Annotated in this window: 19 protein-coding genes; 13 read left to right on the plus strand and 6 right to left on the minus strand. The window is 63.7% G+C overall.

Annotated elements, in window-relative coordinates; genetic code table 11:
• The first annotated feature begins 28 nt into the window (after positions 1-28).
• Together RFM98_RS07490 and RFM98_RS07495 are read left to right on the plus strand one after the other, a co-directional pair.
• A complete protein-coding gene (locus RFM98_RS07490; protein WP_320308267.1) occupies positions 29-1276 on the plus strand; it encodes an MFS transporter in 1248 nt (415 codons plus the stop codon).
• A gap of 36 nt (positions 1277-1312) precedes the next feature.
• Entirely contained in the window at positions 1313-1687 is a 375-nt protein-coding gene (locus RFM98_RS07495) for a DUF423 domain-containing protein (RefSeq protein ID WP_320308268.1), read from the plus strand.
• Between the two features lie 105 nt (positions 1688-1792).
• Here the strand turns inward: RFM98_RS07495 and RFM98_RS07500 are convergent, their stop codons facing one another.
• Together RFM98_RS07500 and RFM98_RS07505 are read right to left on the minus strand one after the other, a co-directional pair.
• A complete protein-coding gene (locus RFM98_RS07500) occupies positions 1793-1924 on the minus strand; it encodes a hypothetical protein (RefSeq protein ID WP_320308269.1) in 132 nt (43 codons plus the stop codon).
• 59 nt (positions 1925-1983) lie between these two features.
• Positions 1984-2127 (minus strand): hypothetical protein, encoded by a 144-nt coding sequence (locus tag RFM98_RS07505; RefSeq protein ID WP_320308270.1) that lies wholly within the window; start codon positions 2125-2127, stop codon positions 1984-1986.
• 177 nt (positions 2128-2304) lie between these two features.
• On the opposite strand from RFM98_RS07505, the gene RFM98_RS07510 reads away from it, so the two are divergent.
• Entirely contained in the window at positions 2305-3384 is a 1080-nt protein-coding gene (locus tag RFM98_RS07510) for a LacI family DNA-binding transcriptional regulator (RefSeq protein ID WP_320308271.1), read from the plus strand.
• An 8-nt stretch (positions 3385-3392) separates the two neighbouring features.
• Here RFM98_RS07510 and RFM98_RS07515 read toward each other — a convergent pair whose 3' ends face one another.
• Entirely contained in the window at positions 3393-4625 is a 1233-nt protein-coding gene (locus RFM98_RS07515) for an OpgC family protein (RefSeq protein WP_320308272.1), read from the minus strand.
• A 197-nt stretch (positions 4626-4822) separates the two neighbouring features.
• On the opposite strand from RFM98_RS07515, the gene RFM98_RS07520 reads away from it, so the two are divergent.
• The 5 genes from RFM98_RS07520 (at position 4823) to RFM98_RS07540 (ending at position 10173) form a co-directional block, all read left to right on the plus strand.
• Positions 4823-5488 carry an alpha/beta hydrolase gene (locus tag RFM98_RS07520; RefSeq protein WP_320308273.1) on the plus strand — a complete coding sequence of 222 codons (666 nt, stop codon included), beginning with the start codon at positions 4823-4825 and terminating at the stop codon, positions 5486-5488.
• A 204-nt stretch (positions 5489-5692) separates the two neighbouring features.
• A complete protein-coding gene (locus RFM98_RS07525) occupies positions 5693-6772 on the plus strand; it encodes a toxic anion resistance protein (RefSeq protein ID WP_320308274.1) in 1080 nt (359 codons plus the stop codon).
• A 121-nt stretch (positions 6773-6893) separates the two neighbouring features.
• Complete coding sequence (locus tag RFM98_RS07530) at positions 6894-8465, plus strand: substrate-binding domain-containing protein (RefSeq protein WP_320308275.1); 1572 nt, start codon at positions 6894-6896, stop codon at positions 8463-8465.
• A gap of 8 nt (positions 8466-8473) precedes the next feature.
• Positions 8474-9091: a 5-bromo-4-chloroindolyl phosphate hydrolysis family protein gene (locus RFM98_RS07535; RefSeq protein WP_320308276.1), complete on the plus strand. Its 618-nt coding sequence runs from the start codon at positions 8474-8476 to the stop codon at positions 9089-9091.
• Positions 9091-10173 carry a hypothetical protein gene (locus RFM98_RS07540; protein ID WP_320308277.1) on the plus strand — a complete coding sequence of 361 codons (1083 nt, stop codon included), beginning with the start codon at positions 9091-9093 and terminating at the stop codon, positions 10171-10173. Before RFM98_RS07535 ends, RFM98_RS07540 begins: the two co-directional genes overlap by 1 nt.
• 134 nt (positions 10174-10307) lie before the next feature.
• On the opposite strand, the gene sthA is transcribed toward RFM98_RS07540, so the two are convergent.
• The gene (sthA, locus tag RFM98_RS07545) at positions 10308-11696 is read right to left on the minus strand and encodes a Si-specific NAD(P)(+) transhydrogenase (RefSeq protein ID WP_320308278.1); all 1389 of its coding nucleotides are present in this window, start codon (positions 11694-11696) and stop codon (positions 10308-10310) included.
• A 182-nt stretch (positions 11697-11878) separates the two neighbouring features.
• Here sthA and RFM98_RS07550 point away from each other — a divergent pair, with 182 nt between their 5' ends.
• The 4 genes from RFM98_RS07550 to RFM98_RS07565 all read left to right on the plus strand — a co-directional run bounded on the left by RFM98_RS07550 (position 11879) and on the right by RFM98_RS07565 (position 15074).
• The gene (locus RFM98_RS07550; RefSeq protein WP_320308279.1) at positions 11879-12562 is read left to right on the plus strand and encodes a methyltransferase family protein; all 684 of its coding nucleotides are present in this window, start codon (positions 11879-11881) and stop codon (positions 12560-12562) included.
• A gap of 107 nt (positions 12563-12669) precedes the next feature.
• Complete coding sequence (locus RFM98_RS07555) at positions 12670-13140, plus strand: RDD family protein (protein ID WP_320212234.1); 471 nt, start codon at positions 12670-12672, stop codon at positions 13138-13140.
• 148 nt (positions 13141-13288) lie between these two features.
• Complete coding sequence (locus RFM98_RS07560) at positions 13289-14053, plus strand: arginyltransferase (RefSeq protein ID WP_320308280.1); 765 nt, start codon at positions 13289-13291, stop codon at positions 14051-14053.
• 124 nt (positions 14054-14177) lie between these two features.
• Positions 14178-15074, plus strand: coding sequence for a DMT family transporter (locus RFM98_RS07565; protein WP_320308281.1), 897 nt, complete (start codon positions 14178-14180; stop codon positions 15072-15074).
• A 28-nt stretch (positions 15075-15102) separates the two neighbouring features.
• Here the strand turns inward: RFM98_RS07565 and RFM98_RS07570 are convergent, their stop codons facing one another.
• Both RFM98_RS07570 and parC read right to left on the minus strand, forming a co-directional pair.
• Positions 15103-16305 (minus strand): AI-2E family transporter, encoded by a 1203-nt coding sequence (locus tag RFM98_RS07570; protein WP_320308282.1) that lies wholly within the window; start codon positions 16303-16305, stop codon positions 15103-15105.
• A gap of 249 nt (positions 16306-16554) precedes the next feature.
• The gene (parC, locus tag RFM98_RS07575; RefSeq protein ID WP_320308283.1) at positions 16555-18810 is read right to left on the minus strand and encodes a DNA topoisomerase IV subunit A; all 2256 of its coding nucleotides are present in this window, start codon (positions 18808-18810) and stop codon (positions 16555-16557) included.
• Between the two features lie 89 nt (positions 18811-18899).
• Here parC and RFM98_RS07580 point away from each other — a divergent pair, with 89 nt between their 5' ends.
• The gene (locus RFM98_RS07580; RefSeq protein WP_320308284.1) at positions 18900-19172 is read left to right on the plus strand and encodes a hypothetical protein; all 273 of its coding nucleotides are present in this window, start codon (positions 18900-18902) and stop codon (positions 19170-19172) included.
• Positions 19173-19203 lie beyond the last annotated feature (31 nt).

Below are 19203 nucleotides of genomic sequence, written 5' to 3' on the forward strand. Positions count from 1 at the left end.
AACAACCCCAGCATTGGCACGCCGTGACATGACGCCGAACGAATCCGAACAGAGCGGCTTCAACATCCATTGGCGGCGTAACCTTGCCGTCTGCTTCGCCGGCTCGTTCAGCACGCTTATCGCCATGACGCTGCTGTTGCCTTTCCTGCCGCTCTATGTCGAACAGCTCGGCGCCGTTGGTCATGCGGCGATCGTGCAGTGGTCGGGCATCGCCTATGGCGCGACCTTCCTTGCGGCAGCGCTGGTCGCGCCCTTGTGGGGACGGCTGGGCGACCGCTACGGCCGCAAGCTCATGCTGGTGCGCGCGTCGTTCGGCATGGCCATCTGCATGTCGCTGACCGGCATGGTTCAGAGCGTCTGGCAGCTGGTGCTGCTTCGGCTGCTGATCGGCTTTGCCGGCGGTTATTCATCGGGTTCCACGATCCTGGTGGCGATGCAGACGCCGAAGGAGCGTTCGGGCTGGGCGCTTGGCGTGCTGGCCGCGGGCATCACCGCGGGCTCGCTGGTCGGACCGCTGCTCGGCGGCCTGCTGCCACCGCTGATCGGCATCCGCGCCACCTTCCTGCTTTCGGGCGCCGTGATCTTCCTGGCGTTCCTGGCGACGACTTTCCTGATCAAGGAAAATCCGCCGCAGCCCAGGCCTGGCTCGGCGAAGAAGGCTAAAAGCGGCTGGTCGCAGATTCCGGACAAGCGGCCGATCGTCGCCATGCTGACCACCGGCATGCTGCTCGCCTTCGCCACCATGTCGATCGAGCCGATCATCACCGTCTATGTACAGCAGCTCATCGAGGACCAGAGCAAGGTGACCATGGTCGCCGGTGTCGTCATGTCGGCTGCGGCGCTCGGCACGATCCTGTCCTCGTCATGGCTCGGCAAGCTCGCCGACCGCGTCGGCCACTGGAACGTCGTGGTCGGCGCGCTTGCCGTCTCGGCGCTGCTGCTTATCCCGCAGGCCTTCGTCACCAATGGTTGGCAGCTGATCGGCCAGCGCTTCCTGATGGGCCTGGCGCTGGGCGGACTGTTGCCCTGCATCACCAGCGTCATCCGCCACAACATCCCCGACGGGATCGGCGGCAATGTGCTTGGACTGGCGATCTCGGCGCAATATTTCGGCCAGGTCGCGGGGCCGCTGTCGGGCGGTTTCGTCGGCGGGCATTTCGGCATGCGCTCGGTGTTTTTGGGCACGTCGGTGCTGATGGCGCTCGGCGCGGTCTACAACTGGATTGTCCAGTCGCGCCGGGCACGGCATATGCTGCTGGAAGCCGGCGAGTCCTGATCGACGACGCCGGCCAGCCGACAGGGAGCACCCAAAATGAGCTTTGCCGCGCAACCGTCGAATGGCGGCAGCCGTATCCTGGTCTTGGTCGCCGGGCTGCTCGGTGCGGCGGGCGTGGCGCTGTCGGCGGCGGCTGCGCATCGCGGCGGCGCCTTTACCGGCACGGCGGCCAACTTCCTCCTGATGCATGCGCCGGTATTCCTCGCCGTCGGTCTTGCCGGCGGTGGCCGCTGCCTCAGGATCGCCAGCCTGATGCTGCTTGTCGGCCTGCTGCTGTTTTGCGGCGACCTGCTTGCGCGCGACTTCCTCGGCTCGCGGCTGTTCCCGATGTCGGCGCCGATCGGCGGCACCTTGCTGATCGCCGGCTGGGTGGCGATCGCCGTCTCGGCGCTGTGGCGTCCTCGCCCTTAAAGCGCATCGCGCCGAACCGGATTCAGGCGACGCGCTTTAAGTCTTTGTTTTGATGCATGTCGTTGCCCCAGAACCGCTGCACACTTCTGGGCGACATGCATTAGACTATTTTCGGCTGGCACCCCGCTTTCGCGCGGGCGGTTCGCCGGCGCGGCGCCGCTCGGGCTGCTCGGTTCCGGGCGTGATGCCCCAATAGTTGCGGTAGATGTCCTGAAACAGATGACCAATCGGATGCATGACTGCTTCTCCTTCTAATTGAATCGATCCAATCTTTCGACGCTGAAAATGGCTGCGGCTCAGCCGCCCTTGCGCTCCACGAGGAAGCGCGGCGTGCGCCTCCAAGGACCCAATCTGCCGCGGCGCTTCTCGCTGATGGCGACCGAGGCGATGCCCCAGTCGTTGCGGTAGATGTCCTCGAACAAATAGCTCACCGGATGCATGGTATCCTCCTGCTGAAACCCGCTCCACCATGAAGCGGGCAACTTGGATCGATTCAAAACATAGACCCGCGCCACCTGAAGTCAAGCAGAAATTTGAATCGATCCAACAAAAATGTTAGATGACCGGCAGCAATTCAGCGGTCATGTTCGTCCCGTGACCGGATTCGGAGGAACGACATGGCATCACTCCTCGAAGGCCAGGCAAGACCCATCCGGCTGGCAGACATCGCGAAGGCCGCAGGCGTCTCGCATGGTACTGCCTCGAATGTTTTCAGCCGCCCCGAGATCGTGCGCGCCGAAGTGCGCGAGCGGGTCAAGGCAGTGGCGGAGCGGATGGGCTATGCCGGCCCGGATCCGAAGGGTCGGCTGCTGCGCGCCGGCAAGGTCAACGCCATCGGCGTTGCCACCACCGAGCCCCTCTCCTACTTCTTCGACGATCCGTTCGCGCGCGTGATGATGGCCGGCATTTCGGAAGCCTGCGACGCCACCGGCGCGGGCATCGCGCTGGTCTCGGCCGCCAACCAGGAAAAACTTGCCTGGAACATCCAGAGCGCGCTTGTCGACGGCTTTATCCTGTTCTGCATCGAAGGCGGCTCGCGCCTCGTCGACCTGACGCGCGAGCGCAGGCTGCCATTCGTGGCGCTGGAACTCGGGTTTCAGGACGAGACCGTCTCGGCCATCGGCGTCGACAACGTCGATGGCGCGCGGCTCGCCGCGCGCCATCTGGCCGAACTCCGCCATCGCCGCTTCGCGGTTCTGTCGCTGACCCTCGGTGAGGAACGCACTGGTTTCGTGACGCCGGAAATGGTCCGCTCGGCGATCTATACGGGAACGCGCGATCGTCTCGCCGGCTATTTCGAGGAATTGTCCCGCTTCGGCGTCGACACGACGAAGGTCCCGATTTATGAGACCGAGAACGAGGAAAAAAGCACCAGGGCCGGCCTCGAGGCGATCTTCGCCGGCGGCGAAGCGCCGACCGCCATTCTAGCGATGTCGGACCGCATGGCCCTGATCGCCATCGACTGGCTGAAAGCGCGGGGTCTCGACGTTCCCGGCGATGTCTCGATCGTCGGCTTCGACGGCGTGCCGGACGGCGCGCTGTGCACGCCGCCGCTGACCACCATCGCCCAGCCGATCACCGAGATCGGCCGCCGCGCCGCGCGCATGATCCTCGACCATGATGGCGCGGTGCGGCGCGAGACGATGGGCGTCGAGCTCATCGTCAGAGCGTCGACCGGTCCGGCCCGCAAAGGCTGAAGCGAAACTCAGTAGCCGCCCACTCTCGCCGGCACCGGTTGCGCGCCGAACGGCGCGCGCACAGGCTCCTCGCGAACCGGCCTGGCACGAGACGGGCCGAGGCCGGCAAGCCATTCGAGATAGAGCGCGAGCGCGAACTGCATGGCGATGCCGGCCGAGATCAGCAGCGTATCGTAGGCCAGGCCGCCCGGGTTGATCAGCTTCAGCACCTGCGCCGCCATGGCAAGCAGCGTGCCGGCGATGAACACTGGCAGCGAGCGCTTGCCCAGAATTGCCAGCGGATTGTCGGGCCGGACCCGGAAGAGGTTCGAGACCGCCGGCAACGCGACGATCAGATAGCTGACCGATAGGATGTGCAGCAGCCGCGGCAGCGACAGGAAGGTCTTGTCGAAGCCGCCGATCACCACCGGCAGGTCGAACCAGGTGATCTGGCCCCAGAGCGGGCTGTGCACCCAGATCGCGGCGCCGACCACATAGATGCCAGCAGCACCAAGCAGCCACGGATTGAGCGGAATCCGCCCGCCCCGCTTGACATGCAGCATGGCAGCAAGGCCGATGTTGAACAGGAACTGCCAGGACAGCGGATTGAGGAACCAGAAGCCAGGCTCAGGATAGTTCGGCGGCGCGATCTGCCAGATGCCGGCAACGAGCCAGATCAGACCGGACACGATCAGCGCCGGCACCGGCCGATAGCTGACGAACAGCACGAAAGCGGGTGCCGCCAGAAGCAGCGCAGCATACACCGGCAGGATGTTGTTGTAGCCAAGCTGATGACCGAGCGTGACGATGCCGAGCAGCACTTGCGGCGTGTTGCGCATCAAGGGTTCGATGTTGATCATCGTCAGCATTTCCGGCCGATGCACGAACACCGCGGCGGCGCAAAACAGCGCGATCACCACCATCGTGGTGACGAGGTGAGAGATGTAGAGCACGCCGGCGCGCCGCCACATCTTCAGGGTCGCCAGCAACCGGCCGCCCGGCTTGAACTTCGTGCCGTAGGCCAGCGCCACCGAGATGCCGGAAATCAGCACGAAGGCTTCGGCCGCATCGGAAAAGCCGAAATTCTTGTAGGTCCAGTTCTCGAAGACGGTGCCGGGCACATGGTCGACGAAAATGGTGAGCAGCGCGAGCGCGCGCAGCACGTCGATGCGCGTATCGCGATCTTTGATACGCGTATCGCGATCCTTGATACGCGTGTCGCGATCGTAGATCTCGTGCTCTGCAGAGACAGGGGTGGTCATCGACAAAAGGCCTCAAAGCTGGTTGTTCATACCCAGCAATGCGACCTCCGGGGCGCACCGCTTCGATTCCTCCCACGGGAGTGTATCGGCGCAGAAACGGACTGAAATGCGCCTAGTTCAATCAACTTTCGCGGAGCGCGAAAATATTCCGTTTTGAAGCCGGCAAATCAACAAATCTCTCATGGAATCAAATGGATATGAGCGCTCCTGAATATAGTGACAAAAACAGCGTCCTGCGCGAGGATCTCACATTTTCCTACCGCCTGCTGACGCCGGCAAACGCAAGCGGTGAGTGCCTGTTCGTGCTGCACGGGTCGGGCGTCGACGAGACAACGATGCTGCCGCTGGCGAGACAGACCGCGCCCCATACGGTGATCGTCGCGGCGCGCGGCCGCATTCCACAGGAGGACGGATTTCGCTGGTTCGAGCGAATCACGCCGACCAGCTTCGAACAAACCTCCATCCGTGCCGAGACGGCCGCCTTTGCGCAATTCGCAAGGGAAGCCGCGCGCCAGCACGGCCTCGACCTGCAGCGTGCGACCTTTCTCGGCTATTCGAACGGCGCCAACGTCGTCTCCAGCCTGATGCTGCTCCATCCCGGCTTGGTCAGGCGGGCTGCGCTTTTGAGGGCGATGCCGGTGCTCGACACTTGGCCGATGACCGACCTCCGGGGCAGCCGAGTGCTGATCGTCGCCGGGGCCGCCGACCAGACTTACGGCCCGTTCGCGCCGGCTCTGGTGACACTGTTCAGCCAGCGCGGCGCCGAGATCGACGCGCGCATCGTCGCCGCGGGCCATGAATTCGGCGATGCCGACGCCGCGATCGTGCGGCAATGGCTGGCAGCGCCTATTGCGGCCGCCTGACCACGCCCGCCAAACGGGCTTCGGTGCCTTTTCGCAAGGCCGACGCCCTCAGCGGAGCAGGACGATGCCGCACAACCCGGCTGAGTCGTTGAAAAGTAACCTTTTTCACGGTTGTGGGGACTGAATCCTTCCATTGTCCACAGCGGCGACATATCTCTGTTACAGACTGTCTATCGAGATACTGTTCACTGAGGGGAGGTCTCAATGGCCGGTGAGAACAGCATTACTCTGCTCGACGACACTTCGAAATTGCCTGTCATTGCCGCCAGTCCGGGTGAAGTCGCCAAGATTGAAGGCGGCATCGATATTCGCGACCGCGCGGCGATTTCGATCTTCGGCGACCGCGCCCAGCAATCGGTCAGCGACTTTGCCGACAAGATCCTGTCGCAGATCCGCAACCGCGATCTCGGCGATACCGGCACGTTGCTCACCGACATCATCATGAAGGCCAAGAACCTCGATCCGGCTTCGCTGAAAGAGGAAGGGTTCCTCAGCAACCTGTTTTCTTCTTTCAAGGCCAGGCTCGAACGCTTCAAGGAGAAATACGAGGATGTCGCCGGGCAGATCGATCGCATCGGTCTGGAGCTCGACCGTCACAAGGATACGCTGCGGCGCGACATCGCCGTGCTCGACGACCTGCACGAGCAGACGAAGGACTCCATCCTCAACCTCGACGCCTATGTGCAGGCCGGCAAGAAATTCGTCGATGAATACCGTGCAAACGAGCTGCCGAAGCTGAAGGCGGCGGCCGACGCCAAGGCGAGCGATTCTGCCGGGGCGCTGGAGGCGCAGACCTATCAGGACGCCGTGCAGGCGCTCGACCGGCTGGAAAAGCGCATCTTCTATCTGGTGCAGGCGCGCCAGCTCGGCATCCAGCAATTGCCGCAGATCCGCATCGTGCAGTCAGGCGACGAGACGCTGATCGAGAACCTGCAGGCGACCTCTGCGCTGACCGTGCCGGCCTGGAAGCAGAAGATGGTCATCCTGCTTGGGTTGACCAACCAGAAGTCGGCGCTGGAGCTGCAAAAGACGGTGACCGACGCGACCAACGAGATGATCCGCCAGACATCGAAGATGATGAAGGATCAGGCCATCTCCATCGAGGAGCAGGCGCAGCGCGGCATCGTCGATGTCGAGACGCTGGCGCAGGCCAACCGCGACCTGATCGACACCGTGCAGGGCGTGCTCAAGGTCCAGGAGCAAGGCCGGGCGAAGCGGGCCGACGCCGAAAAACAGATGGACCAGATGACCGCCGATCTCAAGAAAGCGCTCACCGGAGCATGATGCCGAAAAAGTGTGAAGCGGTTTTCGGACGACATCATGCTCCATCTCTTTGATTTGGAGCCGGATGATTTCAGGTCGAGTGGACCTGAAATCATCCGGCTCCAGGGCTGACGGGGCCTCGATGCCGATGAAGCTTTCGACCGTTCTCGCGCTGGCGGCCGCGCTGCTGCTGGCCGCCTGCAATTCGAGCAATGTCAGATTCTCGATCGTCTCGGGTTCCGAAAACACGGTGCTGGAGCCGATCGTGCAGGAGTTCTGCGCCAAGCAGGGCGCGACCTGCACCATCTCCTACCAGGGCTCGCTCGACATCGGTCTCGGCCTGCAGAGAGCCAGCGGGCTCGATCAGGACGCGGTGTGGCCGGCATCGAGCGTCTGGGTCGACCTATTCGATTCCGGCCGCAAGGTGCGCAACCTCACCTCGATCGCGCAGATGCCGGTCATCCTCGGCGTTCGCAAATCCAAGGCCGCCGAGCTCGGCTGGATCGGCAAGCCAGTCTACATGAAGGATATCCTCGCCGCGGTGAAGGACGGCAAGCTCAAATTCCTGATGACTTCGGCGACGCAGTCCAACTCCGGCGCCAGCGCCTATCTGGCGATGCTCTCCAGCGCGCTCGGCGGCAAGCAGGTGATCGAGCCCGGCGATCTCGACAATTCGTCCGTGCACGACACGGTCGGCGCCCTGCTGCAAGGCGTCGAGCGCTCGTCCGGCTCGTCGGGATGGCTGGCCGACCTCTATGTGGACTCCGCGCGCAAGGGCACGCTCTATGACGCGATGTGGAATTACGAGGCGACGCTGAAGGAGACCAACGACAAGCTGAAGCAGATGGGCGACGAGCCGCTCTATGCGGTCTATCCGGCCGATGGCGTGGCGGTCGGCGATTCCCCGCTCGGCTTCATCGATCACGGGCGCGGCGCCGACGTCGAAAAATTCTTCACCGACCTGCTCGCCTATCTGCAATCGGATGCGGTGCGCAAGCGCATCGCCGACACCGGCCGGCGACTGCCGCTCGGCGGCGCAGCGATCCAGGCGACGGCGGACCCCGACTGGAATTTCGATCCCGGCAAGCTGGTGACGGCGATCCGCATGCCGGAACCGGCAGTGATCCGCAAGGCGCTCGACCTTTACCAGCAGGCCCTGCGCAAACCGTCATTGACGGCGCTCTGCTTCGACTTCTCGGGCTCGATGGAGAACGAGGGCGAGACGCAGCTGCAGCAGGCCGCCCAGTTCCTGTTCACGCCGGAGAAGTCGAGCGAGGTGCTGGTGCAGTGGACGCCTTCCGACCACATCTTCGTGCTGCCCTTCGACAGCACGGTGCGCGACGTCTTCGACGCGACCGGTGATCCGGCGGGCCAGAACCAGCTGCTCAGCGACGTGGCGCAGCAGCGCGCCGGCGGCGGCACCGATATGTATGCCTGCGCCGACCAGGCGCTGCAGAAGATCATCGCCACGCCTGATCTTTCGAGATACCTGCCGGCTATCGTCATCATGACCGACGGCCGCACAGACGGCAGCGCCGATTTCTTCCTTTCTCACTGGCAAGGCGCACCGGTGCGGGTGCCGGTGTTCGGCATCACTTTTGGTGACGCGGACAAGAGCCAGCTCGACAGCCTCGCCAAAGCGACCTCGGCGCGCGTCTTCGACGGCAGCGGCGATCTGGCCGGTGCCTTCCGCGCCGCGCGCGGCTATAACTAAGGCCAACGATGCGCGGCTTGTTCGGCAATGACTGGAACTGGATCGCGGCGGGGCTGGTGTCGGCCGCGCTGCTGGTTGGTCTCAGCACACTCACCCACTTCCCGTTCCTGGTCTCGGTGGTGATCTCGGCGCTGGTATTCGCCGGGCTGATCTTCGTGCTGGCGCCACGCCAGCTTTTCGAAGGCCTCGACCTCCGCTCCATCGGCGGCGGCCAGGTGGCGTTCGCGCGCGAATTGCTGGCGCAAGCGCAGCCGGCCGCCGACCGGCTGGCGGCGGCGGCTGGCTCGATCGCCGACAAGGATATGAAGGCCAAGGTGAAGAACCTGTCCGACATCGCCACCGACGTGATTTCCAAGGTCGAGGCGAAGCCGGCAAGCGCGGCTTCGGTCCGCCGCTTCCTGACCTATTACGTGCCGCAGGCGGCGGAAGTCGCGGAAGGCTATGCCACGCTGGCCGATCGCCGCGCGCCAAGCCAGCAGCGGCTTGCCACTATCGGAGCGGTGATCACCAAGCTGCAGGACGCCTTCGTCCACTATGCCGACAGCCAGGCGGACTCCGAGCTTGGCACGCTCGACGTTGACCTTCGACTCATTCAGGAGTCGCTGAAAGAGGATATCGGTCGCTGATGGCCCTTTCTCGCCGCGCTTTCGGACTGGGACTGCTTGCCGCCGCCGCGGCCGGAACGGGCGGCTATCTGACGCTCAAGGACCGGCCGGAGTTCCGCGGCTATCTCGGCAACCGCGCGCATCTGTTCGGCTTCATCGGCGGCGAGAAGCAGGCCTTCCTGGCCGACCCCGATGTGGTCGGCGCGCTCGGCGGCTACGGGCTGGAGCTCGACGCGCGCGTCGCCGGCTCGGTCGAGATGGTGCGCGAGCCGGCGCTCTTGACCCAGAAACCGCAATTCCTGTGGCCGTCCTCGTCGATCATGGTCGACCTTGCGCGCAAGAACGGTGTTTCCATCCGCAACGACCAGGTCGTGCTCAATTCGCCGATCGTGGTCTACACCTGGGGGCCGGTGGTCGAGGGCCTGAAAAAAAGCGGGCTGGTCACCGTCGCGGCCAAGGGCGGCTACAACCAGCTCGACCTCAAGGCGCTGCTCGATGCCATCCTTGCCGGCAAGAACTGGTCGGATCTCGGCATTTCGGAGCTTTACGGCCGCACCCGCATCGTCTCCACCGACCCCAACCGCTCCAATTCAGGCTTCATGTTCGCAGGGCTTGTGCTCAGCCTAATGAGCGGCGACGTGGCGACGCAGGAATTGCTTGCCCGGCATGGTGAAGAGGCGAAGTCTATCTTCCGCAGCATGGGGCTGAAATCGTCGTCTTCGGGCAAGCTGTTCGACCAGTATATCGCCGGCGGCCTCGGCGCCGAGCCGATGGTGGTGGGCTACGAGAACCAGCTGGTCGAGTGGGCGCTCGCCGATCCGGCGCGCTGGCAGCGCGTGCAGGCCGGCGCCGGCGCCAAGCCGGAAATCCTCTACCCGCGCCCCACCGTCTATTCGTCGCATCCGCTGATCGTCATCGACGCGCTGACCAGCCCGAAGCTGCAGCAACTTGCCTGGTCGAAGCACGGGTTCCGCGGGCCGCTCGGCACCGTGGCTGGCGATGCCGACGCCATCGCCGGCGTGCGGCCGGCGGAAATCGAGGCGGTGCTGCCGATGCCGTCGGCCGACGTCATGCTTTCGCTGCTGTCGCAGATGGAAATCTAATGCATGTCGCCCAGAAGTGTGCAGCGGTTCTGGGACAACGACATGCATCAAAACAAAGACCTAAAGCGCGTCGCCTGAATCCGGTTCAGCGCGACGCGCTTTAGCCGGCCAGCCTGGACAGCAGCGCCGAAACCTCACCCCTGCCCCATCCGGTTCCAGGCGTCCAAGCCCGCGATCTTGTAGGCTTCGGCGAGCGTCGGGTAGTTGAAGGTGTTGTTGACGAAAAAGTCGACCGTGCCGCCGAGGTTGATCACCGCCTGACCGATATGGATGAGCTCGGTGGCGCCCTCGCCGACAATATGGGCGCCGAGCAGCCGGCGCGTCTCGACCGAGAACAATAGTTTCAGGAAGCCGCTGTTGACGCCCATGATGTGGCCGCGCGACGTTTCGCGGAACCGGGCAAGGCCGACCTCATAAGCGGCGCCGCTCTGGCGCACCTGCTCCTCCGACAGGCCGACCGTCGAGATCTCAGGCACCGCGTAGATGCCGTAAGGAAAGCTTTCCGGCGGCGGCGGCAGGTTGACGCCGAAGGCGTGGCAGGCCGCCACCCGTCCCTGCTCCATCGAGGTTGAGGCCAGGCTTGGGAAGCCGATGACGTCGCCGGAGGCGTAGATGTTTGGAACGCTGGTCTGGAACGTGTGCGGATCGACCTTGACGCGGCCCCGGGCGTCGGCCTCGATGCCGACCATATCGAGGCCGAGGCTGGCGACATTGCCGGTGCGGCCGGCGGCGTAGAGCACCATCTCCGAGCGGATGGTGCGGCCGTCGGCGAGCGTCACCTCGGCATGGTCGGGTTTCGAGGCAATCTCCTTGACCGCGCTGCCGAGCCGAATGGTCATGCCGCGGTCGCGCATCTGGTGGATGAAGTCGTCGACGATCTCGCGGTCGATGAAATCGAGGATGGTGTTGCGCGGCTCGACCAATGTCACCGGCACGTCAAGCGCCGAAAAGATGGTGGCATATTCGACGCCGATGACGCCGGCGCCTATCACGGTCAGCGTGCGCGGCAGATGGTGGAGTTCCAGCATCTCGTCGCTGTCGAAGACGCGCTTCCTGTCGAAGGGCACGTCGGCCGGCCGGTGCGGTCGGGTGCCGACGGCGATCAGCGCGTTGGCAAAGCCGACCTCGCTGTAATCGCCATTGTCGGCGGTCAGGCTGACCTTGTTGGGCGTAAGGAATTTTGCCGCGGCGCGCGCGCTCCTCACCGTATTGCGCATGAACTGGTGCTGCAGCACCTCGACCTCATGGTCGAGCGTCTTGTGCAGCCGGTCGACCAGATCGCTGATCGAAATATCCTGCTTGACCCGGTAGCCGCGCCCATAGAAGCCGCGCTCGCGCCAGCCCGAGAGGTTCAGCACCGTCTCGCGCAGCGTCTTCGACGGGATGGTGCCGGTATGCACCGAGACGCCGCCCAGGCGCCGGCCCCTGTCGACCACCAGCACCGACTTGCCGAGCTTGGCCGATTGCACCGCGGCGCGGCGCCCCGAAGGGCCGCTGCCGATGACCAGCATGTCGTAGTCCATCTTCCCGTCCCGTTTGTGCGCCGCAGCAAGCTAAACCGGGAAGAATGTCATGTTCAACTGGCAACGCACCATTCCCGCGGCAGACGAATCCGCCAATGCAACCAAACGCACGCAAAACCTTAACCGGACGGCAAGGCTTACGTGCAATGGTTCATGTCGAGGGAACCATCGGGGTAGCAGAGTTGGCGATTTCCAAAAGTGACACGCTGCCTGGCGCAGAATCGGGTTTTTGGTCGGGGCTGCGAACCACCGAAATCGTCACCGACCTGCGCGAGGGCCTGTTCCGTTTCATCGCGCTGGCAGTCGCCGCGATCTTCGTCTATCGCGGCGCGTACCATCTGGTCATCGATCCAGGCCGTCTCAACGTCCTTTTACTCATGATCTCCGATGCGCTGACTTTTACCTGGCTGCTTCTGGCTCGGCGACCGATTGTCCGCGACTGGAGCCCTTTCACGGTATTCATCTCGCTGACGGCCGGTTTCGGTTCGGGCTTCATATCGCTGCAGGACGGCATCGCCGTCATCCCGCTCTATATCGCGGCGCCGCTGCAGTTCCTGGCGCTGTGGCTGGTGATCTGGGGGAAGATGTCGCTTGGCCGCTCCTTCGCCATCCTGCCTGCCAATCGCGGCGTCGTCACCAGCGGCGCCTACCGGTTCGTCCGGCACCCGATCTATGCCGGCTACCTGGCGGGGCATATCCTTTTCCTGCTGTCGAGCTTCTCGCTCTATAATTTCGCCGTCTACGCGGTCATCACCCTGTTCCAGATCCATCGCATCCTGCGCGAGGAGCGCATCCTGGCGCTGACAGAGGAATATCGCGACTATCTCGGACGGGTCCGCTACAGGCTCTGCCCCGGCATCTTTTGACATCGCGCCGGTCCGCCGGCGCCGACGTTCCTTGAATTCCAGGCCGCCCTCACCATCTGACAAAGCGGCAGGCATCCTCATGCGGATGCCGCGATCGAGGAACGGACATGAACGCACGCGTATTGGACGGCGAGATCATCACGACCAGGTTCGAGGATACCCGCGCTTATCGCGGGGTGCGGACAAGGCGCGTCTTTGCCTTCCTGCTCGACTATTTCTTCGTTGCGCTGCTGACCATTCCTTTCGCAATCCTGGTGGCCATTCTCGGGCTTTTGACCTTCGGCCTCGGCTGGGCGCTGTTTTCGGTGCTGGTGCCGATGGTCGCCATCCTCTACATCTGGAACACGCTGGGCAGCCGCGACCAGGCGACGACCGGCATGAAGATCATGGGCATCCGCCTGGAGAAGCTCGACGGCAGCCGCATCGACGGCATGACGGCGGTGGTGCACTCGGTGCTGTTCTGGGCCGGCAACGTCATCCTGACGCCGCTGGTGCTGCTGGTCACGCTGTTCTCCGACCGCAAGCGCACGCTGCACGACCTGCTGCTCGGCACCGTGGTCACCCGCACCGACATCTGACGGTGTCCACGGCCGCGTTCATCGAACCGCTGCGCCGCCTGTGCTCAAATATGAACAGGCCGAGGCCGTCGCGGCAGCATAATCCTGTTGAATTTTTCGCCGACCGGGCCAAAGGTAGAGCGATTCGCAGGAGCGTTTCCAAGATTAGATGACGCAGCATCCGACCCAGTCGCCGCAGTTCTTCCTGACAGCGCCGTCACCGTGCCCCTATCTGGAGGGGCAGTTCGAGCGCAAGGTGTTCACGCACCTTGTCGGCGACAAGGCGCCGGAGATGAACGACCTTTTGACGCAAGGCGGATTCCGGCGCTCGCAGAACATCGCCTACCGCCCGGCTTGCGAATCCTGCCGCGCCTGCGTTTCGGTGCGCATCCTGGCGCAGGAATTCGACCCCAGCCGCAACATGCGCCGCGTCATCCAGCACAATGCCGATCTGGTCGGCGCCATGCATGACGCGCAGCCCTCGACTGAGCAATACTCGCTCTTCCGCGGCTATCTCGACGCCCGCCATCGCCGTGGCGGCATGTCGGACATGACCGTGCTCGACTATGCGATGATGGTGGAAGACACGCATGTCGACACCAAGATCATCGAATACCGGCGTCGCGGCCCGGACACTTTCATCACCGGCAGGGGCCAGGGCGAGCTGATCGCGGTGGCGCTGACCGACAAGATGGCCGACGGCCTGTCGATGGTCTATTCCTACTTCAATCCCGACTTCGAGAACCGCTCGCTCGGCACTTTCATGATCCTCGACCACATCGCCCGCGCCAAGGCGATGGGGCTGCCCCACGTCTATCTCGGTTACTGGGTCAACGGCTCGCGCAAGATGAGCTATAAGATGCGCTTCATGCCGCAGGAGCATCTCGGCCCGAAAGGCTGGGAACGCTACGACCACGAAGCGGTCAGTCGCTGATCCGCCCCACGCTTCATCCTTAAACTGTTTCAAGGAGGAGGACGCTGGTCTTCCGGCCATCGGGCTGGAAGCACCGCGGCATGGCCGCTTTGCGCCTCCTCAAGATTGTTTGCGAGACTCCCAAGTGTCCACCCATACCGATCACCAAAAAGGTCTTCTGATCACCGCCATTGGCGGGCTGACACTGACCGTCGATATACCGCTGATCCGGCTCGCCGACGGCACCCCCTGGACGATCATGATGTTGCGGACCGGCACCACATTGCTGGCCGGACTGGTGATATGGGCCATCTGGCGGTCGTTGGACAGGAACGCACCCCGGCTCATTCCGGGCTGGTCGGGACTTGCCGTGGCATTCTGCTACGGCATGACCGGGATTAGCTTCGTCACGGCCGTCTATCACACCTCGACCGCCGATCTTGTCTTCATCCTGGCCTTCAACACCGTGTTCGCGGCGCTGCTGTCATGGCTTATCCTCAAGGAAAGACCACGGCCTGCAACCGTGATCGCCATGCTGGCGATGATCTTCGGCGTGCTGATCATCGTCGGCGGCTCGGTCGGCACGGGGCATCTGTTCGGCGACTTCATGGCGCTGTGCTCGGCCTTCTTCGTCGCCTTGGCCATCACCATCTCGCGCGCCAACGGCAAGGACATGGGCTTCACCGCGCTCGTCGGCGTCATCATACCGCTGGCGCTCGCCGTCTTCATGGTTTCGGGCGAAGGCGTCCACGTCAGCGCGCCGTGGTGGATCATCTTCAACGGCGCTGTGATCATGCCGATCTCGTTCTTCTGCCTTGCCAACGGACCGAAATACATTTCGGGCCCGGAGGTAGCGATGTTCTATGTTTTGGAAACCGTGCTCGCTCCGGTCTGGGTCTGGCTGATCTTCGCCGAGGCGCCGACGCGCAACAGCCTGATCGGCGGCACTATCCTGATCGTCACGCTCGTCGCGCATTCGCTTTGGCAATTGCACGAGGGCCGCAAGCGCCGCGCCGACCTCGCGGTGCATCACCCGGCTTGATGTGTCTTAACGCGGCTCCCACCGCGGATCAGGCGCTGGCTTTCTTCGCCGGACCGGGTGCAGGCAGAACCTCGATCTGTGGGTCCGCTTCGATTTCGGTCGCCGAGCCGGCAGCCGTCTCGTCAGCTACCTCTCGCAGCCATTCACGCCAGATAGCGACGAGTAGCGCCATCAGCACCGGGCCGATGAACAGGCCAAGAAAGCCCATCGTCTTGACGCCGCCGATGAGGCCGAAAAAGGTCGGCAGGAACGGCAGCTTGATCGGGCCGCCGACAAGCTTGGGCCGCAGCGTCTTGTCGACGATGAAGAGTTCGACCGCGCCCCAGACGAACAAGGCAAGGCCGGCGAACAGCTTGCCGCTGGCAGCGAGGTAGATCGACACCAAAGTGAAGGAGAGCGGCGCGCCTCCCGGGATCAGCGCCATGATGCCGGTGAGCGCGCCCAGCGTCACCGGCGACGGCACGCCGGCCAGCCAATAGGCGATGCCAAGCACCAGCCCCTCGCCTATGGCGATGACGGTCATCCCGGTGACGGTGGACGAGATGGTCGCCGGCACGACGCGCGAGAACCGCTCCCAGCGCATCGGCAGGATGCGTTCGCCGACGCGATCGACCTGCGCGGCGAAAGCCTCACCGTCGCGATAGGCGAAGAACAGCGCGATCATCATGAACAGAAGCGTCAGCAACAGGCCGAAGGCGCTGCCGCCGGCGGCTAAAGCGCCGCGATAGATATTGCCGATGTTGGAGCCGCTGATCAGCTGGATCAATTCGCCGATGCCGCCGGGGTGGCCGAGATAGGCGATCCACTGCTCGTTCAGCCACTCGCCGACAACCGGCATGGTGGCGATCCATTGCGGCGTTACCGAACCGTGTCGGTTGGTCTCGATCGCCCAGGTCACCCACTCACGCAGTTCGTTGATGGCATAGGTGCCGGCAAGCGCGATCGGCACCACCAGGAAGGTCAGGATGAAGAGGATGGCCAGCGTCGCGCCGACGGTGCGATTGCCGCCGACGGCGGTAAGCAGCCGGCGATAGAGCGGCCAGCTGGCAAAGGCGATGACGAGGGCCGCCAGCACCGGGAACAGGAAGCCGTGGAAGAAATAGACGCCAGCGGCGGCGATCAACACCAGGAGCCAGCGTGCCGCCGATATCGGCGGGATGACAGCCGCCCTCAGCGGTGTCGACAGGCCGAACAGCCGCTGCCCCGACTTCTGGATCTCCGTCCGCTTCAACCCGGCGTTTCTCCCCTGCCCGATGGTTCGATGGATGCTTATGCACCATCATAGTGCAGCAATCGTGACGACGGTCCAAATGTTTGCGCGCTGGCTTCTCCCCTTGTGGGAGAAGGTGGATCGGCGCGTAGCGCCGAGACGGATGAGGGGTGTTCCAGCGGAATGAGGCGTTTGGCGTTCCCTGGAGCAACCCCTCATCCGTCGCCTTCGGCGACACCTTCTCCCACAAGGGGAGAAGGGGGAGCCTCGCTACCCAAATTTCCCCGTCCTAGGGAAACCCTTCGGCACCATGCGGCCGGCGGCGGCCCGCGCCCCGATCCATTCGGCCAGTTCCTCGCGCGACTTGACGAAGGTGCGGTCGGCCGAATCCTGCCAGGAGAGCCCGGCTGCAATCGTGAATGTTTTCAGGTCCAGCACGCCGCCGTCCTTGTATTTCTGCAGGCGCACGCCCTTGCCGCGCGCCATTTCCGGGATTTCGGCCAGCGGGAAGACCAGCATCTTGCGGTTCTCGCCGACAATGGCGAGATGGTCGCCCGAAACCGGAATGCAGCGCTTGGCCTCGTCCGGCGCCTTGACGTTCATCACTTGCTTGCCCTTGCGGGTGTTGGCGACGACCTCTTCCTCCGAAATGACAAAACCGTTGGCGTCGTGGGAGACGAGCAGCAGCTTGCGCTTGGGATCGTGGACAAAGGCGGTAACGATGTCCTGGTCGTTCTCCATGTCCACGATGATGCGGATCGGCTCGCCATGGCCGCGCCCGCCCGGCAGCCGGTCGGCGCCGATGGTGTAGAACTTGCCGCCGGTGGTGAAGACCAGGATCTTGTCGGTGGTCTGGGCGTGGAAGGCAAGCTTCAGGCTGTCGCCCTCCTTGAAGGCAAGCTGCGAATGGTCGGTCAAGTGACCCTTCATGGCGCGCAGCCAGCCCTTTTCCGACACGACGACGGTGACCGGCTCGCGCTCGATCATGGCATGCGCGATGTCGGTCAGATCATGCTCGGGCGCATCGGCGAACTGGGTGCGGCGCTTGCCGAGCTCGGTCTCCGGACCGAACTGGTCGCGGACCTTGGTGACTTCCCACTTTATCGTCGACCATTGCCTGGCGTCGGATGCCAGCAGGGCCTCGATCTGCTTCTTCTCCTCTGTGAGGCCATCGAATTCCTTGCGAATCTCGATCTCTTCGAGCTTGCGCAAAGCGCGCAGGCGCATGTTGAGGATGGCTTCCGCCTGGTTGTCGGTGAGCGACCAGCGGGCCATCATCACCTGCTTGGGCTCATCCTCCTCGCGGATGATCCTGATGACCTCGTCGATGTTGAGATAGGCGATCAGGTAGCCGGCGAGGATTTCCAGGCGCTTCTCGATCTCGCCGAGCCGGTATTTCGAGCGGCGGATCAGAACCTCGCGGCGGTGGTCGAGCCATTCCTTCAGCACGCCCTTCAGCGAGAGGACGTTCGGCACCTTGCCGCGCGACAGCACGTTCATGTTGAGCGGGAAGCGGGTTTCGAGCTCGGTGAGCTTGAACAGCGATTCCATCAGCAGGCCAGGATCGACGGCGCGGCTCTTCGGCACCAGGACGACGCGGATGTCTTCGGCACTCTCGTCGCGGATGTCTTCGAGCAACGGCAGCTTGCGCGCCATCAAAAGCTCGGCGATCTTCTCGATCAGCCTGGCCTTCTGCACGCCGTAAGGGATCTCGGTGACGACGATGCTCCAGGTGCCCCTGCCCTGGTCCTCCTGGCCCCATTTGGAGCGCACGCGGAAACCGCCGCGGCCCGTCTCATAGGCTTCGAGGATCGAGGCGCGGCTGTCGACGATGATGCCGCCGGTCGGGAAATCCGGCCCCTGGACGAAATCCATCAGCTTCGCCACCGGCGCTTCCGGGTTCTCGATCAGATGAAGCGCGGCGTCGCAAAGCTCGGCGGCGTTGTGCGGCGGAATGGATGTGGCCATGCCGACCGCGATGCCGGAAGAGCCGTTGGCGAGCAGGTTCGGAAAGGCGCCGGGGAGAACGGACGGTTCCTCGTCCTCTTCATTGTAGGTCGGCCGAAAGTCGACGGCGTCCTCGGTGATGCCGGCAAGCAGCTCGCTTGCCACCTCGGTCATGCGCGCTTCGGTGTAGCGCATGGCGGCGGCGTTATCGCCGTCGATGTTGCCGAAATTGCCCTGCCCGTCGACCAGCGGGTAGCGCATCGAGAAGTCCTGCGCGAGGCGCACCAAGGCGTCGTAGATCGACTGGTCGCCATGCGGGTGGAACTTGCCCATCACGTCGCCGACGATGCGGGCGCATTTGGCGAAGCCCTGATCGGGGTTGAGCCGCAACAGCCGCATGGCATGCATGATGCGGCGATGGACAGGCTTCAGCCCGTCGCGCACATCCGGCAGTGCCCGGTGCATGATGGTCGACAGCGCGTAAGCGAGATAGCGCCGCTCGAGCGCTTCCTTCAGATCGACCGGTTCGATTTTGTCGCCGCCGCCATTGTCATCAGGCGGCAAAAGCCTTTTTCCCATGGATTTGGACTAGCCGAGCGGGTGATTCGCGGCAAGCGCCGCGTGAACGTCGGCGCATTCGTCGCGGCCACAAAAGCCCGATCGGCGGTGTGAAGGATTTCACGGAAGCGGCGCGGCGGCGGCTGCAATTTGCCGCCGATCTGCAACTGGCATCGGCGGCATCTCGACGCCGGCCAACATCAATCCGTTACATGCGGCCTCTATCTGGGCACGCAACGCGCTGGCGGAGGAAAGCCGCGGTCTTCATGACAAATTCACCGCATCGGGCGATGGCTGCCGACCGGCGTTTGCTTTTCATCGCCATTTTCGACAAATGTGCCGGGAAATGCCTTTTTCCCGTCCCGTTCGTCACGGAATGGTGATGGAGCAGGTTTCAAAACAATTTTGATCACA

Origin of the sequence: Mesorhizobium australafricanum, from assembly GCF_033977265.1 — a bacterium.
GTDB lineage: Bacteria > Pseudomonadota > Alphaproteobacteria > Rhizobiales > Rhizobiaceae > Mesorhizobium > Mesorhizobium australafricanum.

What these genes read in the sequence shown, in the direction of transcription:
- RFM98_RS07495 (WP_320308268.1), top strand. Translation starts at nt 1,313, where the DNA reads ATGAGCTTTGCCGCGCAACCGTCGAATGGCGGCAGCCGTATCCTGGTC.
- parC (WP_320308283.1), bottom strand. Translation starts at nt 18,810, where the DNA reads ATGGGAAAAAGGCTTTTGCCGCCTGATGACAATGGCGGCGGCGACAAA.
- RFM98_RS07560 (WP_320308280.1), top strand. Translation starts at nt 13,289, where the DNA reads ATGACGCAGCATCCGACCCAGTCGCCGCAGTTCTTCCTGACAGCGCCG.
- RFM98_RS07505 (WP_320308270.1), bottom strand. Translation starts at nt 2,127, where the DNA reads ATGCATCCGGTGAGCTATTTGTTCGAGGACATCTACCGCAACGACTGG.
- RFM98_RS07530 (WP_320308275.1), top strand. Translation starts at nt 6,894, where the DNA reads ATGCCGATGAAGCTTTCGACCGTTCTCGCGCTGGCGGCCGCGCTGCTG.
- RFM98_RS07520 (WP_320308273.1), top strand. Translation starts at nt 4,823, where the DNA reads ATGAGCGCTCCTGAATATAGTGACAAAAACAGCGTCCTGCGCGAGGAT.
- RFM98_RS07535 (WP_320308276.1), top strand. Translation starts at nt 8,474, where the DNA reads ATGCGCGGCTTGTTCGGCAATGACTGGAACTGGATCGCGGCGGGGCTG.
- RFM98_RS07525 (WP_320308274.1), top strand. Translation starts at nt 5,693, where the DNA reads ATGGCCGGTGAGAACAGCATTACTCTGCTCGACGACACTTCGAAATTG.
- RFM98_RS07540 (WP_320308277.1), top strand. Translation starts at nt 9,091, where the DNA reads ATGGCCCTTTCTCGCCGCGCTTTCGGACTGGGACTGCTTGCCGCCGCC.
- RFM98_RS07490 (WP_320308267.1), top strand. Translation starts at nt 29, where the DNA reads ATGACGCCGAACGAATCCGAACAGAGCGGCTTCAACATCCATTGGCGG.
- RFM98_RS07555 (WP_320212234.1), top strand. Translation starts at nt 12,670, where the DNA reads ATGAACGCACGCGTATTGGACGGCGAGATCATCACGACCAGGTTCGAG.
- RFM98_RS07510 (WP_320308271.1), top strand. Translation starts at nt 2,305, where the DNA reads ATGGCATCACTCCTCGAAGGCCAGGCAAGACCCATCCGGCTGGCAGAC.
- RFM98_RS07515 (WP_320308272.1), bottom strand. Translation starts at nt 4,625, where the DNA reads ATGACCACCCCTGTCTCTGCAGAGCACGAGATCTACGATCGCGACACG.
- RFM98_RS07500 (WP_320308269.1), bottom strand. Translation starts at nt 1,924, where the DNA reads ATGCATCCGATTGGTCATCTGTTTCAGGACATCTACCGCAACTATTGG.
- sthA (WP_320308278.1), bottom strand. Translation starts at nt 11,696, where the DNA reads ATGGACTACGACATGCTGGTCATCGGCAGCGGCCCTTCGGGGCGCCGC.